General features: G+C 41.8%; 14 protein-coding genes. 9 read left to right on the top strand and 5 right to left on the bottom strand.

Going from position 1 to position 17,320, the window contains the following annotated elements:
* Positions 1–59 precede the first annotated feature (59 nt).
* The 3 genes from H6G92_RS26900 to ctpB all read right to left on the bottom strand — a co-directional run bounded on the left by H6G92_RS26900 (position 60) and on the right by ctpB (position 5,043).
* Positions 60–1,910 (bottom strand): putative bifunctional diguanylate cyclase/phosphodiesterase, encoded by a 1,851-nt coding sequence (locus H6G92_RS26900; protein WP_190971447.1) that lies wholly within the window; start codon positions 1,908–1,910, stop codon positions 60–62.
* A gap of 672 nt (positions 1,911–2,582) precedes the next feature.
* Positions 2,583–3,572 carry a glycosyltransferase gene (locus tag H6G92_RS26895; protein ID WP_190897902.1) on the bottom strand — a complete coding sequence of 330 codons (990 nt, stop codon included), beginning with the start codon at positions 3,570–3,572 and terminating at the stop codon, positions 2,583–2,585.
* A 130-nt stretch (positions 3,573–3,702) separates the two neighbouring features.
* Entirely contained in the window at positions 3,703–5,043 is a 1,341-nt protein-coding gene (gene ctpB / locus H6G92_RS26890) for a carboxyl-terminal processing protease CtpB (protein ID WP_190897897.1), read from the bottom strand.
* 308 nt (positions 5,044–5,351) lie between these two features.
* Here ctpB and H6G92_RS26885 point away from each other — a divergent pair, with 308 nt between their 5' ends.
* Positions 5,352–6,050, top strand: coding sequence for a YdcF family protein (locus H6G92_RS26885; protein ID WP_190897894.1), 699 nt, complete (start codon positions 5,352–5,354; stop codon positions 6,048–6,050).
* 327 nt (positions 6,051–6,377) lie between these two features.
* Here the strand turns inward: H6G92_RS26885 and H6G92_RS26880 are convergent, their stop codons facing one another.
* Positions 6,378–7,580: a 3-dehydroquinate synthase gene (locus H6G92_RS26880; protein WP_190897892.1), complete on the bottom strand. Its 1,203-nt coding sequence runs from the start codon at positions 7,578–7,580 to the stop codon at positions 6,378–6,380.
* A gap of 474 nt (positions 7,581–8,054) precedes the next feature.
* Here H6G92_RS26880 and H6G92_RS26875 point away from each other — a divergent pair, with 474 nt between their 5' ends.
* The 8 genes from H6G92_RS26875 (at position 8,055) to H6G92_RS26840 (ending at position 16,309) form a co-directional block, all read left to right on the top strand.
* Positions 8,055–8,936, top strand: coding sequence for an EboA family metabolite traffic protein (locus H6G92_RS26875; protein WP_190897889.1), 882 nt, complete (start codon positions 8,055–8,057; stop codon positions 8,934–8,936).
* Between the two features lie 138 nt (positions 8,937–9,074).
* A complete protein-coding gene (locus H6G92_RS26870; RefSeq protein WP_190897887.1) occupies positions 9,075–9,983 on the top strand; it encodes a TatD family hydrolase in 909 nt (302 codons plus the stop codon).
* Between the two features lie 127 nt (positions 9,984–10,110).
* A complete protein-coding gene (gene eboC / locus H6G92_RS26865; RefSeq protein WP_313889998.1) occupies positions 10,111–11,043 on the top strand; it encodes a UbiA-like protein EboC in 933 nt (310 codons plus the stop codon).
* A gap of 147 nt (positions 11,044–11,190) precedes the next feature.
* Positions 11,191–12,417, top strand: coding sequence for a metabolite traffic protein EboE (gene eboE / locus H6G92_RS26860; protein WP_190897885.1), 1,227 nt, complete (start codon positions 11,191–11,193; stop codon positions 12,415–12,417).
* Between the two features lie 15 nt (positions 12,418–12,432).
* Positions 12,433–13,806, top strand: a complete 1,374-nt coding sequence (locus tag H6G92_RS26855; RefSeq protein WP_190897883.1) for an alkaline phosphatase family protein — start codon at positions 12,433–12,435, stop codon at positions 13,804–13,806.
* Between the two features lie 204 nt (positions 13,807–14,010).
* A complete protein-coding gene (locus tag H6G92_RS26850; RefSeq protein ID WP_190897881.1) occupies positions 14,011–15,504 on the top strand; it encodes a catalase in 1,494 nt (497 codons plus the stop codon).
* A gap of 254 nt (positions 15,505–15,758) precedes the next feature.
* Positions 15,759–15,989, top strand: coding sequence for a hypothetical protein (locus H6G92_RS26845; protein ID WP_190897879.1), 231 nt, complete (start codon positions 15,759–15,761; stop codon positions 15,987–15,989).
* Positions 15,986–16,309 (top strand): hypothetical protein, encoded by a 324-nt coding sequence (locus H6G92_RS26840; protein ID WP_190897874.1) that lies wholly within the window; start codon positions 15,986–15,988, stop codon positions 16,307–16,309. The genes H6G92_RS26845 and H6G92_RS26840 overlap by 4 nt, the downstream gene beginning before the upstream one ends.
* Before the next feature lie 239 nt (positions 16,310–16,548).
* Here the strand turns inward: H6G92_RS26840 and H6G92_RS26835 are convergent.
* Positions 16,549–17,320, bottom strand: a 772-nt coding sequence (locus tag H6G92_RS26835; RefSeq protein WP_190897869.1) for a tetratricopeptide repeat-containing protein, incomplete at its 5' end; no start/stop codon positions are given.

The following is a 17,320-nucleotide window of genomic DNA, read 5'->3' as shown; positions in this document are numbered from 1 at the left end:
AGCGTCTCGTAGAGAAGTGGCTTCCCGCAGGGTAGGACACAATTTTTTTTAAATAACCCTTACCACCGAGGATTTGCCATAATTAATGCTTCCGCTGCTGAACTATTTAATGGGACAGAGAAAAAATTTCCCTGAGCATATTCACAGTTCAACTTTCTTAGAAGTCCTAGTTGCTCTTTTGTCTCTACTCCTTCGGCGAGCACATCCACACCCAGCTTATGCGCCAATGTGACAATTATCTCAATGATTTCTAAATTTTGACTATTAGCGCCCATCGGGCTGATGAAAGAACGGTCAATCTTCAACACACTAATCGGAAAGTTATAAAGACGACTTAATGAGGAGTAGCCCGTACCAAAGTCATCAATTGATAACTCAATGCCCATCTCTCGAAGTTTTAAGAGTGCGGCATTTGCCTTATCGCCATTTTCCTCAATTACACTTTCAGTAATCTCTAGCACTAGAGTGCCAGCATCAAGACCAGTTGAATGCAAAATTTGCCCAATCTGCTCAATCAAATCCGACTGGGAAAATTGCTTGAGGGAGAGATTAACACTGATTTTTTCTAAGAAGTTGGAATGATGGCACATTCGCCAAGCTTGCATCTGGTGACAGGCTTCATGCAATACCCAGTTGCCAATGGAGAAAATTAGTCCAGTTTCTTCTGCCAGGGGAATAAAATCTGCTGGATTAAGCAAACCACGCTCTGGATGCTGCCAGCGTAACAGAGCCTCAAAACCTAAAATAGAGCCTTTGGTGAGCGAAACAATTGGTTGGTAATAAACTTGAAACTCAAGGCGTTCAATTGCTCGGCGCAACTCTGACTCTAGCTGCAATTTTGCCAGAACATTAGCATACATATCTGAGTTGAATAGCTCATAACGCGCTCTGCCCAACATCTTGGCTTGGTACATTGCCGTATCAGCATCCCTCAACAGGTCTTCTGGCTGTTCATAGTCTACTGTTGAACTCAACGCAATACCAATACTTGCTGTTGTGAACACTTCTTGTCCGTCAAGCTCAAAGGGTAACGCCAGTTCCTGTTGAATCCGCTCAACCGCTTTGATTGCATCTGACACATCTTGGATTCCTTCAAGCAGGATTGTAAATTCATCTCCCCCAAGCCGTGCGGCTGTATCTATGGAGCGTACACATACTTCTAGCTTATTTGCAATAGCAAGCAAAAATTGGTCTCCTTTGATGTGTCCCAGACTGTCATTGATCAGCTTAAATCGATCGAGGTCGATAAATAGTACAGCAAATAGATAATCTGAATGCCGTTTTGAATAATCGATTGCACGTCTTAGGCGGTTCATAAATGCAGCGCGGTTCGGTAAACCTGTCAGTGCATCGTGAAACGCAAGGTGCAGCAGTTGTGATTCGACTCGTTTACGCTCTGTAATTTCAGTTAGCAATTTCTGATTTGTTTTTACCAGTTCCGCTGTCCGTTCTGCTACTCGTATTTCTAACTCACTGTAAGCTTGGTGCAACATTTCTTCAGTTTGTTTGCGTTCACTGATGTTGAACAGAAGCCAACGCCAGCCAACCGGCTTGCCCTGTAAATCGTACACTGTAGACGCTTTAACACTAGCAGGGAAAGGCTCTCCTCCCCGTGGTTGTAGGTTAATTTCCCAATTCCGTAGCTCCTGGAAATTGTTTATCTGAAAGCTAAAGGACTGGCGGTCTTGTTGAGCAATAAAAAGAATTAATGGTTTACCTACTAGATACTTTTGGTGTACACCAAGCAAGGTTGCTGCTACATGGTTAGCCTCTTGGATTGTCCCAGTAGTATTAGTTACCAAGTAACCATCTGGAGCGAACTCAAACAAATCTTGGTAACGCTGGCGTTCTTTCTCTACTGCCGCTCGTGTTATTTGTAACTCTTCGGAGGCTGTCAATAGTTCTTCCATTGCAGTGTGAAGTTCCTCGAAAGCCTCTTTTATGATCTCCTGTTGTGAGTTTAGATTAGTTACATTGCATTGCAATAGTTCCTGTATCTGTGAGCATAATTTTTCTATCTGTTGGCTAAATCCATCCACGTTCATGTTGCTCAACTCACAAAACTATGAAGCGTAGCTGTGAATGAAGAGATTAGGAGAGACAAACCCTATTCCTTCCTCGGAGCAGGCAAGGAGCGGGTTAATTGCAAGAGCGGACGCGTTGTCAATAAATATGGCAGAACTTGTTTTCTTGATTTACTAACTTATCTATCAATGATGAGGGAACAATCAAATTTGTGCACGCTCAAATCAACTCTTCACCCTATTCATTACTACAAACTTGTCCATTAATGACCAAAGTACAAACTTGGAGCAAGCCCTACCTGCTGAAATTTTTACTTTATTAAATACAACTGCTCAACTTTAAAACTTTATCATAACAGTATATTTGCTGTGCCTAGTTTTTTAAATACTTATTAAGATATATTCACTTTTGTGATCTTAACGAAAAATAAGGGTTTCAGGCGATGCTTTTGGGCTGACAAGAGCGTTTGTTTTTTGTTACTTAGCTGCCTAGTAAACTTTGGCGGAAGTTTGCCTACCTTTAACAAGGAGATTTTGCCTCAAGTCTTATTAATATTTTTACAGTCGATCAATTATCTTGGCATTTTCTGGCAGCTTGGCCTCTCTTTGCCCAGCAGCACGCGCCCTAGCAGTGAACAAACCAATGGGAGTATTAAATAAATCTACAAGGGTAGCTTTACCCGCGATGCCTGCGGCGGGCTGCGCCAACGCCTTTTTAATATCTCTTGGTACTTCCTTGAATAACCAACGAGCCAATCGATAGCCGTATTCTTTGGCTGTCATCTCTCGCATTAAATCGACACCATGCAGTTCGTGCAGATAGCGATTTGAGCGTCCATAGCGCCGCCATTGACTTTGAAGTTCTTGAAGTGTACCGCGGTGGCGGTGTTGAACGATCGCATTTGGGGCAAATTCCAAACACCCGATATTTTCCCCCAAAATTCGCCAGCAAATGTCGGCATCGCCACCAGTAGTAAGATAGGGACGAAATAAACCTGCTTTTTCTAAGGCAATGCGTCGAATCGCTAAATTAGCAGTTTGACCATAGGGACGAAAGGAATGTTTAAGGGTATGCTTTTGCGACAAAGTTTCTTGACGGTCTGCGTGTTGTTCTAGCAGAGTTGTGCCTGGTAGTGCCAAAATTTCACCAGCGACAATCACCACTTCTTGGTTGACAAAAGGCTGGATTAATGCGTTTAACCATTGTGGTTGTGGACGACAATCTGCATCAGTAAAAACTATGATTTCACCCGTAGCGACGCGAATCCCGGTATTACGAGCAGCATAGGAGCTTTGAATTTGATTTTCGCTCAACGGGCGGATTCTGATGGGATAATTTTCGGCAGATGTTTTGAGGATGATGAGAGTGCGATCGCTACTATTATTGTCCACCAACAAGTACTCTACCCGTTCTTTTGGGTAGGTTTGAGACAACAGACAATTGATTAACTCTGGTAAATCCGCCTCACCGTTATAAATAGGAACAACCACCGACACCATTGGTAAAAAGCTGGTGGCGGTGGTTGTATCAACTGGCTGATGATTCATAAATCTGAGATTTTGGTTTGGGATTAGTAGCTAGTATTCCCAAACCAAAACCCTATAACGGTAATATCAGGCAGTTTTTATAACTCCAAAAATCTGGATTTGGGAATACTACTATATCACTCGCATCAATCTAAAATTTCAGGTTATCGGCGCGGCTCATCGGTCGAGTCGGCTGATTTGCCGGTGGTTGGGCAAAGTTGTTATTTGATAGAATTGCGATCGCACGGGCATATTGCGGATCGCTCTTAGTTCCGATTAAATCTGGATTAGAAGCCAACTGGCGCTCTTGTGCCTCTGTCAAGTCTAGCTTGATATCTGGCGTAATCCCTTTATGGTTAATATCGGTTCCTGCCGGGGTGTAGTAATGGGCAATGGTAACTGCCAAGCCGGAACCATCTGCGAGTTGATGAACTGACTGCACTAAGGCTTTGCCAAAGGTTTGACCACCTACGACTACCGCCCGCTTATTATCTTTGAGTGCCCCTGTGAGGATTTCGCTAGCACTCGCTGAATTACCATCCACTAAGACCGCCAAAGGACGACTTGTTAAAGCAGTGCGATTGGCTTTAGTTTCCTCAGTGCCGCCTACACGGTCTACTGTCTTGACAATTCCGCCGTTATCGTACCACATGCGGGCAATTTCAATGCTGGCCTGCAACAAACCGCCAGGATTTCCCCGCAAATCCAAGACATAAGAATCAACTTTCTTACTGTTCAAATCGCGGATAGCTCGTTGCATTTGCTCTGCGGCGTGGGCGCTAAATTCCCGCAAACGGATATAGCCAACGCGGCGATTCCCTTCTTGCTTGAGGGTATAAAGTACCGTTGGCACTTCAATATTTGCTCTCGTCAGCTTCAAATCAAAGGCATTTTGCCCTTTCCGTCCCAGCCGTAGCTTGATGGGAGTACCTGCTTTGCCGCGAATCAGCTTGGAAGCATCATCCACTTTCATTTTAAGAGTGGGTTTGCCATCAATGGCTAAAATTTCATCGCCTGCTTTGATCCCAGATTTCAGCGCCGGAGAATTTTCTATGGCTTCGACAACAGTCAGCCGCTGAGTTTTTTCATTTACTTCCATCCGAATGCCAATGCCTGAGACTTCCCCGGATGTTTGGCTAGTCAGGGCTTCAAACTGTTGGGGGTCCATGAACCGAGTGTAAGGATCTCCCAAGGTTTGCAAAGCTACGCGGATTGCAGCATAAGCTTCTTCACGAGAAGAGTAGTCTTTGCTCAACAGGCTTTGTCTGGTTGCTTGCCAATTTTGTTGATTAAATTTGCCATCAACATATTCATGATTCACCAGTTGCCAAACTTGGTCAACTATCGCTTTTGGGCTGTCTTGTAGGGCTAGAGCGGCACGGACACCACGAGTCCAAGCGGGGCCGAACACAGACATAGTAGCAGTAGTGGCGATCGCTCCACCAATCAAGGCTACTTGGAGCGGTGAGTAACTTTTCGCAGATTGGTTCATGTATATTAGCTGAAATAATTGTGTTGTTGACAGTTTAGCAATCAGGCTTTCAAAAAAATTTTAAGTTTTTATACCCCAAACTCGGCTATTCTCTCTTCATCATTTTTATTGTTTAATGATGCCGAAATTACTGCATTATTAACAACCATTTCTTAGTTTGTTAGCCTTCTCCGGAAGGCTATACTGAATATGTGACACTTTGATTAGCGTCATGTTTGCATTCTAGATTACTTTTATAAGATAGCACTTTGTTCACTGAATTGCAGTACTGTTAGACAGCCATTAAATCAGCTTTTATTACCTAAGTCATGAAACGCAAATTTACCATCAAATCATTAATTTCTATTAAAAAAAAATTTGCTAATCTGTGGCAATTGTTACAAAAACTAAGTGGTGGATTGTATGTTGTCCTGGGTGTTTGGCTGATTTTTACTACTATAACCCTAGTTTTTGCTTCCTCGCAGCCTGTAGATGCCTTCTTTGTGCTTGGTGGCAGTATTAGTCGAGAAACTTATGTTGCCCAACAAGCAAAACAATACCCACAAACCCCAATTTTAATTTCTCATGGTTCCCCAGACCCCTGTATATGGTTAATTTTTCAGTCGAAATTAGCAGGTTTACAAAACGTTTGGTTAGAAAAGTGCGCGAATTCTACTTTTGAAAATTTTTATTATGGTATTCCAATTCTGCGGCGTTGGGGAGTGCATAAAGTCATGTTGATTACCTCACCAAGTCATTTACCCAGAGCTAAATGGATGGCACAGATTCTTTTAGGTGCTCATGGTATTTGGGTAGAGCCAAAGATTGTTCAGGAGTTAGGTATTCCTGGTAATCGTGAATCTTGGGTCAAAACTGGATTAGATGTAACACGCAGCTTATTTTGGGCGATTTTAAGTCAAATTATTCAACCGCAGTGCTCAAATGTAACAAGGCTTACCCAAGTAGATATGCAAGCTTGGGAGAATCGAGGTTTTCATTGTGAACACCAAGGGGGGTTGAGGAGATAAGGGAGATGAGGATTTATCTTTATATGGACACTCCAGGGTGCATCAGAACTCTTGGGTGAACAGAATAGAGATGTAGTATCTACCATCTGCATTTTTGGATATAGTTACAGTCGTGAATTTTGCATTTGGTCATTCTTTGTGAAACACAGTTTTAACTATCCCCAAATTACCAGGAAACTTAATCACATAATCAATAGGTACAAGTTTCACGTTGTCCACTGACCTCATGAGAGCTTACACTCAATATCGGTCAGAAGACTGTCGTCAACTCACGCGCAATTCATCTCAACACTGAACCCGTAGGGTCAGTGTGAGCCTTCTTGCTGCTTAATGTAAAAGTTCCCAATTTTGCAGCATTAAAATAGCATCTTTATACAAAGATAAATCCACTTGGTGAACTTCTATACCCTGCCCAATTCCTTGGAGAAGGGTGATTGTCAATTTTCCTCCCAAGTGTTCACGGAACTCGGTAAGCCCCCTAAATAGACAATGCGGATGATCTAGTTGATCTAATTGTTCTGTCAGTGCTGATACGTACAAGGTAAAACCTAATTTCTTGAGTGTGCTCATAACCCTGTGCCACTCAGATTGCAACAGTTTTCCTGTTAAATATGAATAGGTCGTATCCAAAGCAATGCCGATTGCTACAGCTTCACCATGACGTAGGCTGTAATTGGTTAAATGCTCTAGTTTGTGAGCAGCCCAGTGTCCGAAATCCAAAGGACGCGATGAACCCATTTCAAAGGGGTCGCCGCTACCAGCAATATGCTCTAAGTGCAATTGGGAACAGCGATAGATCAGCCTTTCCATTATGTCCATGTCTCGATTAGCCAATTTCTCGGCATTAGTCATAATGAAATCGAAGAAATCTGCATCTTTAATCAGCGCCACTTTCACCGCTTCTGCAATACCCGATCGCCAATCTCGATCATCAAGGCTAGTAATAAAATCAAAGTCATTCAAGACAGCATAAGGTGGCATGAATGTACCCAAAAAGTTTTTCTTGCCGAAGGCATTGATTCCGTTCTTTACCCCTACACCCGAATCGTTTTGCCCTAATACTGTTGTCGGTACTCGTAGCAGCCGAATTCCTCGGTGAGCCGTTGTTGCTGCGTATCCTGCCATGTCTAGCACGGCTCCACCTCCAATCGCTAAGACGTAGGAGTGACGGCATAATCCAGCTGCATTAATCTGCTGATGAATTTGATCTATAAATCTAGAATCGTTCTTGACTGCTTCTCCACCCGGAACTACTATCGGCTCACCACTCAGCCTTAGTACATCTTCATAATATTGGGCATAGACTGATAATTTTTTTAGCAACCCATCCTGGTACTGTAACAACCCTGCATCTACCACTGCTAGCACTTGTTTTGGGGTTGTCTCCCCATCTGTAGCAATCACTTGTGCGAGTAAAGGATTATCTAACTGAAACAAGCCTTTAGTGAAGTGAACATCATAGTTGAAGCTTACGCGGACACATTGGTTAATTGGTTGCAGATTAAGAGCGGTTTTTTGTTTAATAGCCATTTAAATATTATTACTTTTAAAGTAACTGTAAATAGAACTAATACTGCAATTAAGATTGACAGTAAAATTATCAGGGTAAATACATTTAACACTTCAATTTAAAATGATTGTTTAGATAATTTTATCTACTCAAACCATCATACTTTTGAAGTGATTTTACCCTCAAACAGGAGGATTAAAATAACATTAATTTACAATTTTATTGATGCCTAGATTTTATATCTTAAGGTTGCAATAAATATCATCATTACATAAGATTTTAAATTTTTACGTAAGATAATTTTAGGATTTGTCTAATGAAAATGGTATCTTTACAGTATCTTCTTTAAAATCGGGAGAATTTTATAGATTCAGTAAAGTTATGAACTCAGTAGTACGTTATGTAGCTGCTTTAATCACAAAGTATCAAGTTTAGTGCTAGATTTTATACTTAGTTGTCACAAAAAAGTTGGGCAACTTCTCCTGAAATTCATCATGAGTAAAGTAAACAAGTTACTGCATCACTGGCTGTTAAAGTCTCTTTCAGAGAAAGCTTTTGCTTGGCTGGAACAAAAGCAGGCACAGATTGCTAGCGGCGCTGCTGAACGAGTGTTTTTTACGGCTTTTAGTGCTGTACCGCGTTATCTAGGTAAACAGGATTTGCAGCTAACATTCCAAGACTTGGAAGCAGCGCAGGATGTGATTCCCGGTTGGTATCCTGGTCATTGGAGTGTAGATCAAGCAGGTCGCACACTCTTGCTTCTAGCTTTGCCTCACGATGATGCTGAGGGCTATGTGCGATCGCTTGATAAATTCTTCTCCACTGCCGATATGGGGGAGTTAGTTGTCCTTTATCAAAGTTTGCCGCTACTACCACATCCAGAGTTACATCGCCATCGTGCTGCTGAGGGAATTCGCAGCAATATGAGTAATGTATTTCAAGCCATAGCACTACGTAACCCTTATCCAGCAGATTATTTAGACAATGCTGCTTGGAATCAGATGGTGCTGAAGGCTGTGTTTGTTGGCAGTCCGTTGCATCTAATTTGGGGACTGGATCGACGTGCTAACCCAGAATTGGCGAGGATGTTAGCAGACTATGCCCATGAACGTTGGGCAGCTAAACGCTCAGTTACGCCAGAACTTTGGCGATCGGTAGGGCGGTTTGCGGATAACGCAATCATCACAGATTTAGAAAAAGTACTGGCTAATGGGGATATACACGAGCAAGAAGCAGCAGCGTTAGCTTGTGCTGAGTCTCCTTTACCCCAAGCACAAGAATTACTTTCTCGTTACCCAGATTTACAGTCATCCATTCAACAAGGTAATCTGACTTGGAGCAGTTTTAGCCGCGATGCCTGCGGCGAGCTACGCTAACGCCTGTCAGTCTGCAAATGAAATTATCCATCATTCAGCAACAGCAAGCCATTCCACATTGAAACCGTATACAGTCAACAGCCAGGATATTTGCTGATACCGGGTTTTTCATTTTGAATTTTGAATTTTGAATTACTTATGATGTTTATTGATCCTCACATTCACATGTGTTCGCGCACTACTTACGATTACTTAGTAATGCGAGAATATGGCATTGTCGCCGTTATTGAACCAGCCTTTTGGTTAGGACAACCGCGAACCAACGCTGGCACTTTTAAAGACTACTTCAGTAGCCTTGTGGGCTGGGAACGGTTTCGTGCTAGTCAGTTTGGCATCCAACATTACTGCACAATTGGTCTAAATCCGAAAGAAGCTAACAATGAAGCACTAGCAGCAGAAGTTATAGAACTGCTACCACTTTATGCGTGTAAAGAGGGAGTTGTTGCCATTGGCGAAATTGGCTATGACGACATGACAGAAGCAGAAGATAAGTACTTTTGTCAACAGTTAGCATTAGCCAAAGAACTCGATATGTTGGTGCTAATTCATACCCCTCATCGGAATAAGAAGGCGGGTGCTAGTCGAAGTATGGATCGCTGCATTGAATATGGGTTAGATCCCTCACAAGTAGTTATTGATCACAACAACGAAGAAACCGTTGAGGAAGTATTAGGAAGGGGTTTTTGGGCAGCTTTTACGATTTACCCACAGACGAAGATGGGTAACGCCAGGATGGTAGAAGTTGTCCGCAAGTATGGGCAAGATCGCATCATTGTAGATAGTAGTGCTGATTGGGGTATCAGCGATCCTTTGGCAGTCCCGAAAACGGCTCAGTTGATGTTAGATAGAGGCATCCCTGAAGAACATGTACGCGCAGTTTGTTATGAAAACGCCCTAGCTGCTTACAGTCAAACTGGGCAGATGCAAGCATCAGACTGGCTTAATCCTCAATCTGTTGATCAGCGTCAGTTGTTCAATGGTAATTCTGTGTTGCGTGGACAAGAACCAGGAATCAAATCAGCTTCAGATTATGTGTTGATTGAGTAGAAAATTGGGGAGAGACGCGATTATTCGCGTCTGTACTGGAGAGTGGAGAAGACGAATTGCATAAATATCTGATTCATTTTTAATATGCGGTTTATTTTGATAAATTACTAGGCACGGAGGCAGATAAGTGAATGTTGCAAGCTTAAATTTTCAAAGCTGGCGGGGTTATCTAGAATTGATGCGTCCTGCTAATATTGTTACTGCTTGGGCAGATATTCTTGTTGGTTTTGCTGCTTCTGGCGCTGGGATTATTTTTGCACAATTAATCAATGGAGAAGCGAGTTTTGCCATACTAATTCCATTAGCTTGGTTGTTATTGGCTACAACTGGTTTATACGGCGGCGGTATAGTTTTTAATGATGTTTTCGATGCTGAATTAGATGCAAAAGAGCGACCAAATAGAGCAATTCCCAGTGGTCGTGTGTCTCGTCAAAATGCTACTTTATTGGGGAGCATACTATTTGCGATCGGGATTATAGCTGCTTTTCAAGTATCGTTGTTGAGTGGTGCGATCGCTATATTTATCACTCTTTCATCCCTACTGTACGACTCACTCGCCAAACATCATCCTTTTTTTGGCCCTTTAAATATGGGTTTGTGTCGTGGCAGTAACTTATTGTTAGGTGTAAGTGCTGTACCTGCAATAATAGGAGAACGTTGGTATTTAGCTCTCATTCCTGTTATTTACATTGCTGCTATCACCGCAATTAGCCAAGGTGAAGTTCACGGAGGTAAGAAGATTACGGGAGTACTAGCATTACTACTAATCGCAATAGTTTTAACGGCAGTTTTAGCTTTAGGATTATTAGGAGAGTATACAGCGATCGCAGCATTACCATTCGCTATTTTATTAGCTATCCGAGTGCTGCCTAATTTCGTCAAAGCTGCGCGTGAACCAGTAGCCGAAAATATCCGAAATGCTGTGAAAATAGGTGTTTTATCTCTAATTGTTTTAGATGCAACAGTTGCATCTGGTTTTGCTGGTTTGTATTACGGTTTATTAGTTCTAATCTTGCTACCATTTTCGATGAAGTTAGCAAAAGTATTTGCTGTTACTTAAATTTGAATGTATACACCCAGTAATACTATAAATCGGCTGTATGGGCGCATTGATATGCGCCCATAGCCATGAATATGTTGCAAGTCTTTTGTGGAATAGTATAAGTCAAAGAAAATAGATTACATATACAAGGAATAAAGCTAGAAAATGGAAATTACAAAAAACAATAATTTTCACTTAACTTATTGCACCAATATTCATCCTGGTGAAAGTTGGCTAGAAGTTTTCGCCAATTTAGAAAAATATGTTCTCAATCTCAAATCACGTTTATCACCAACAGAACCTTTTGGTATTGGTTTAAGGTTAGCAGATGCAGCAGCCAAAGAACTATTACAAAATAATAACTTAGCTCAATTCCAAGCTTGGTTGACTCAACAAGATTTGTACATTTTTACCTTAAACGGATTCCCTTATGGCGGATTTCATCGACAGGTGGTAAAAGACCAAGTTTATGCACCAGATTGGTCTACACAAGAACGCGTGAATTACACATTAAACTTGACACATATTTTAGCAAATCTATTACCAAAAGAACTTGATGGCGGAATTTCTACATTACCATTATCCTATAAACCTTGGTGGGAAAAAGACCAAGCAACTTTTGAGACAGTTCTGAAAAAGAGTTGTTTGAACATAGCATCAGTTGTTGTAGAAATGATTCGTCTCCATGAAGAAACAGGTAAGATACTACATATTGATTTAGAACCTGAGCCTGATGGATTAATTGAAAATACCTCAGAATTAATTGACTTCTACCAAAATTGGTTATTGCCAATTGGCGGTAATTACTTATCAGAAAAATTGAATATCGAGCAGAATTTAGCAGAAAGCAAATTACTAGAACACGTTCGGGTTTGCTATGACACCTGCCATTTTTCAGTTGAGTATGAGGAACCACAATCTGTATTCGAGCGTTTGCACTCGGCAGGAATTAAGATTGGTAAGATTCAAATCAGCGCCGCGATTAAAGTAAAAATTCCTGCTGATGTTGAAAAACGTAGTTTGATAGTTGAACGCTTACGTCCTTTTGCTGAATCTACTTATCTTCACCAGGTAATAGAACGTCGCAGTGATGGTACACTCCATCACTATCCTGACTTAATAAATGCCTTACCACATTTAGAGCAATCTCTCGCTGAAGAATGGCGCACTCACTTCCATGTACCGATTTTTATTCATGATTATCAAATTTTGCAATCTACCCAAGATGACATTGCTACTGTTTTACATCTACTTAAAACCAACAATGCTTGCTCTCATTTAGAAATTGAAACTTACACTTGGGATGTATTGCCATCAGAAATGAAGATAGATTTGCTGACTTCTATTCAGCGGGAATATGAGTGGGTATTAAAAGAATTCGTCGCAAATTAAGAAGAAACTAAGTTTATGAAAAAAACAGTTGTTATAAATGTCGTAGGATTAACGCCCAGTTTACTAGGAGAAAATACGCCTTTTTTATCTTCTTGGGCTGATAAAGGGCAAGTGGCTCCCATTAAAAAAGTTCTACCTGCTGTAACTTGTTCGGTTCAAGCTACTTATTTAACAGGAAAATTGCCTGATGAACATGGAATTGTCGCTAATGGTTGGTACTTCCGGGATGAATGTGAAGTGAAGTTTTGGCGACAATCTAATAAACTAGTACAGGCTCCCAAACTTTGGGAAATAGCTAAATCAATAGATCCAAATTTTACTTGTGCCAACCTTTTTTGGTGGTACAACATGTATTCTTCTGTAGATTATGCCATTACGCCGCGCCCGATGTATCCCGCAGATGGGAGAAAATTACCTGATATTTATACCCATCCTAGTGATGTGCGATCGCAAATTCAATCTGATTTAGGAAACTTCCCTCTGTTCGATTTTTGGGGTCCAAAAACTACCATTAGTTCTAGTCAATGGATTGCCAATTCAGCAAAATGGATTGAGGAACGTTACAGCCCGACATTATCATTAGTCTATTTACCACATTTAGATTACTGTCTACAAAAATTTGGTAACAATCAAACACAGATACAAGCTGATTTACGAGAAATTGATGCTGTTTGTGGCGATTTGGTTGAATATTTTGAAGCACGCAACACTCAGATAATTATTCTTTCTGAGTATGGCATTACCCCAGTTTCTAAAGCTGTGGATTTGAACCGCGTATTACGGCAAAACGGTTTAATTGCTGTGCGAGAAGAATTAGGGCGAGAACTGCTCGATTTTGGTGCTAGCATTGCCTTTGCCGTTGCCGATCACCAAATTGCTCATGTATATGTGAACGATCCGGCGTATATCCCGAAGGTGCGATCGCTTTTAGAAGCGACTGAAGGCGTAGCCCAGGTATTGGATGAAGAGGGGAAACAAGCCTACCATCTCAATCATCCTAGATCGGGTGAGTTGGTAGCGATCGCACAATCTGACGCTTGGTTTACCTATTATTATTGGCTTGATGATGCAAAAGCGCCTGATTTTGCTAGAACTGTAGATATCCACCGCAAACCGGGTTACGATCCTGTAGAACTTTTCCTCGATCCGCAAATCAAATTTCCTCAAGGAAAAATTGCTCTCAAGTTACTTAAGAAACAACTAGGTTTTCGCTACTTAATGGATGTAATTCCTTTGGATGCTTCCCTGGTGCGTGGCTCTCACGGTAATATCACCACTTCCCCAGATGAAGGGCCTCTATTTATCACCCATCAAACTCACCTAATTGATAAACATCAAATTGAGGCGACAGATGTTTGTTCGTTGATTCTCAAACATTTAAATACCTGAAAGGCAGCATAGAGGCTGTATATTGCCTCTATATCCTCCCAAAATACAAAAAAATTTATGGTAATTCATAATCATATCGAGTATGATTTATATATAAACTCGTTATGACTATGAATTAGATCGTTCTATCAGTAGGTATACATCTACTGACTAAAATGTACTGTGGGCAATCTGAGTAACTTACATGGAGAGCTTCTTTAACCCATGACTGAACCCCAAAATTTGACAACTGCTGATGGTATTCCTGTTAGCGATAACCAGAACTCACTTACAGCTGGAGCGCGTGGCCCTGTATTAATGCAGGATTTCCACCTCATAGAAAAGCTGGCTCATTTCAACAGAGAACGTATTCCTGAAAGAGTTGTTCACGCTAAAGGTGCGGCTGCTCATGGTACTTTGACTATTACCAATGACATTACCCGCTACAGTAAAGCCAAACTTTTTTCTGAAATTGGCAAGAAAACGGAAGTTCTCTTGCGCTTTTCGACAGTTGGTGGAGAAAAGGGTTCAGCAGATGCCGAGCGCGACCCTAGAGGTTTTTCCCTCAAGTTTTATACTGAAGAGGGTAACTGGGATCTTGTAGGTAACAATACCCCTATTTTCTTCATCCGCGACCCTTTGAAGTTTCCTGATTTTATCCATACCCAAAAGCGCAATCCCCAAACCAATTGCAAAGACCAGAATGCAAAGTGGGATTTTTGGTCACTCAGCCCAGAATCGCTTCACCAGGTGACGATCCTCTTTTCAGATCGGGGAATTCCCAAAACCCATCGACACATGGATGGCTTTGGTAGCCACACTTTTAGTTTAATTAATGCTGAAGGCGATCGCGTTTGGTGTAAATTTCACTTTAAGACTCTGCAAGGGCATCAAACCTTGACAGAGGAAGAATCCGCTAAGATTAAGGGCGAAGATCCTGATCATGCGACTCACGATCTGTTTGAAGCGATCGCTAACAAAGACTATCCTAAGTGGCGGATGTGTATTCAGGTGATGACTGAAGAGCAAGCGGAAAAACATCCAGATAATCCTTTTGACTTGACCAAAGTTTGGAAACAAGGAGAATATCCTTTAATTGAAGTCGGGATATTAGAGCTAAATCGGAACCCTGAGAATTATTTCGCCGAAGTAGAGCAAGCCGCTTTTAGCCCTAGTGCAGTGGTTCCTGGCGTTAGTTTCTCTCCAGACAAAATGCTGCAAGCTCGAATTTTTTCTTACCCAGATGCTCAACGGTATCGCTTGGGTGGTAACTATCAGCAACTACCCGTTAACCAGCCCAAATGTCCAGTGATGCATTATCAGCGAGATGGCTTTATGGCATCGGGGAACAACGGCGGTAGCGTTCCTAACTATGAACCGAATAGTGCTGAGGGTACGCCTAAAGAAAATCCAGCTTATGCAGAACCACCTAGTCATTTGGGCGATGTCACAGTTGATCGTTACAGTCATCGTGAAGGAAACGACGATTACACCCAAGCAGGTAATTTGTATCGGTTACTAACTCCTGAACAGCAAGAGCGTCTTGCTAAAAATATTGTCGGTAGTCTCTCTCAAGCAAGGGAAGACATCCAAATGCGCCAACTTTGCCACTTCTTCCGGGCAGATATTTCTTATGGTCGTCGTGTAGCTGAAGGATTGGGCATTTCAATCGATCCTTCAATGTTTTCTCATGATGCTCAACCTGTAGGTAACTGGTAGCCTTATCCAATTTTGTGGGGTGGGCATCTTGCCTGCCTTAGAGGATGTTTGAAAAGTTCTTTTCTTGGTAGCAAAACGTTTTAGATCCCCCTAAATCCCCCTTAAAAAGGGGGACTTTTATTCCGGTTCCCCCCTTTTTAAGGGGAGTTAGGGGGGATCAATAAGTGCCTATAATCACAGCCAACCACTTTTAAAACAACCTATTAAAGCAAATTCATTTGATTAATTTACAAAATAAATCGAGGTAATTAAACATGAAATTAACAGCAACGGAGAACGGATTATTAATCCCTAAAGAACTATTAGGGGAAAACCAAGAGTTTGAGATTATTCAAGAAAATGGAAAAATTATTATTACTAGTATTAAACATACATCTTCTATTTGGGATTTAGGTTCAAATCCTGTGGAATGTGATGTAAAAGATGGTGCAATTAACCACGATCGCTATCTCTATAACCCGTTAACGGAGCTAAAATACTCGTGAACGGAGCTAAAAGCCTCGTTAACGGAGCTAAAAGCCTCGTTAACGGAGATAAAAGCCTCGTTAACGGAGCTAAAATACTCGTGAACGGAGCTAAAAGCCTCGTTAACGGAGATAAAAGCCTCGTTAACAGAGATAAAAGCCTCGTTAACGGAGCTAAAATACTCGTTAACGAAGATAAAATACTCGTGAACGGAGCTAAAAGCCTCGTGAACGGAGATAAAAGCCTCGTGAACGGAGATAAAAGCCTCGTGAACGGAGATAAAAGCCTCGTGAACGGAGATAAAAGCCTCGTTGACGGAGTTCAGAGGCTCATTAAATAGATAAATAAAAATATTTACAGTAATTGCGATCGCACCCTACGCAAAGCATATCGTAGAGAAGTAGTTCTAGGGGTTGCGATCGCACTATTTTGCTTCACTGCATTTGTAATGACATTGTGTAATTAATTATGTTGCCTACTTATTAGACTAGGATTTGAATCCCAGGCGGGTAATACAGCCGGTGCAGATTACCTAAATTACTGAAACCAACGCCAGACAAAAGCAACCATTCTCCTGAATCAAGACTGACGATTCCGCCGCAAGTATTCCAGATTTTCACGAATGTTTATTGTATCAGGATGATTTACCCCCAACTGTTGTTCAGCGATTTCCAAAGCTTGGATGTACAAAGGTTCGGCTTCGCTGTACCTTCCCTGTGAATCGTAGAGTAATGCCAAATTGTTCAGGCTAGTTGCCACAAAGGGGTGTTCATCCCCTAGCAGACGTTTTCTCATCGCCAAAGCTTCGATGTACAAAAGTTCGGCATCGCTGTACCTTCCTTGTGAATCGTAGAGTAATGCCAAATTGTTCAGGCAAGTTGCCACTGAGGGGTGTTCATCCCCCAGCAAACGTTTTGTCATCTCCAAAGCTTGGATTAACAAAGATTCGGCATCGCTGTACCTTCCTTGTGAATCGTAGAGTAATGCCAAATTGTTCAGGCTAGTTGCCACTGAGGGGTGTTCATCCCCCAGCAAACGTTTTGTCATCTCCAAAGCTTGGATTAACAAAGATTCGGCATCGCTGTACCTTCCCTGTGAATCGTAGAGTAATGCCAAATTGTTCAGGCAAGTTGCCACATCCGGGTGTTCATCCCCCAGCAGGCGTTTTCTCATCGCCAAAGCTTCGATGTACAAAGGTTCGGCTTCGCTGTACCTTCCCTGTGAACCGTAGAGTAATGCCAAATTGTTCAGGCTAGTTGCCACATCCGGGTGTTCATCCCCCAGCAGACGTTTTATCATCGCCAAAGCTTCAATATACAAAGGTTCGGCATCGCTGTACCTTCCCTGTGAA

The sequence above is a fragment of the Nostoc foliaceum FACHB-393 genome (assembly GCF_014698505.1).
Taxonomy (GTDB): domain Bacteria; phylum Cyanobacteriota; class Cyanobacteriia; order Cyanobacteriales; family Nostocaceae; genus Nostoc; species Nostoc foliaceum_A.
Note: the sequence above shows the minus strand (reverse complement) of the source record. Positions and strands in the feature narration are given on the sequence as shown.

What these genes read in the sequence shown, in the direction of transcription:
- H6G92_RS26875 (WP_190897889.1), top strand. Translation starts at nt 8,055, where the DNA reads ATGAGTAAAGTAAACAAGTTACTGCATCACTGGCTGTTAAAGTCTCTT.
- H6G92_RS26895 (WP_190897902.1), bottom strand. Translation starts at nt 3,572, where the DNA reads ATGAATCATCAGCCAGTTGATACAACCACCGCCACCAGCTTTTTACCA.
- H6G92_RS26855 (WP_190897883.1), top strand. Translation starts at nt 12,433, where the DNA reads ATGAAAAAAACAGTTGTTATAAATGTCGTAGGATTAACGCCCAGTTTA.
- H6G92_RS26885 (WP_190897894.1), top strand. Translation starts at nt 5,352, where the DNA reads ATGAAACGCAAATTTACCATCAAATCATTAATTTCTATTAAAAAAAAA.
- H6G92_RS26870 (WP_190897887.1), top strand. Translation starts at nt 9,075, where the DNA reads ATGATGTTTATTGATCCTCACATTCACATGTGTTCGCGCACTACTTAC.
- H6G92_RS26900 (WP_190971447.1), bottom strand. Translation starts at nt 1,910, where the DNA reads ATGGAAGAACTATTGACAGCCTCCGAAGAGTTACAAATAACACGAGCG.
- H6G92_RS26850 (WP_190897881.1), top strand. Translation starts at nt 14,011, where the DNA reads ATGACTGAACCCCAAAATTTGACAACTGCTGATGGTATTCCTGTTAGC.
- H6G92_RS26880 (WP_190897892.1), bottom strand. Translation starts at nt 7,580, where the DNA reads ATGGCTATTAAACAAAAAACCGCTCTTAATCTGCAACCAATTAACCAA.
- H6G92_RS26845 (WP_190897879.1), top strand. Translation starts at nt 15,759, where the DNA reads ATGAAATTAACAGCAACGGAGAACGGATTATTAATCCCTAAAGAACTA.
- ctpB (WP_190897897.1), bottom strand. Translation starts at nt 5,043, where the DNA reads ATGAACCAATCTGCGAAAAGTTACTCACCGCTCCAAGTAGCCTTGATT.
- eboE (WP_190897885.1), top strand. Translation starts at nt 11,191, where the DNA reads ATGGAAATTACAAAAAACAATAATTTTCACTTAACTTATTGCACCAAT.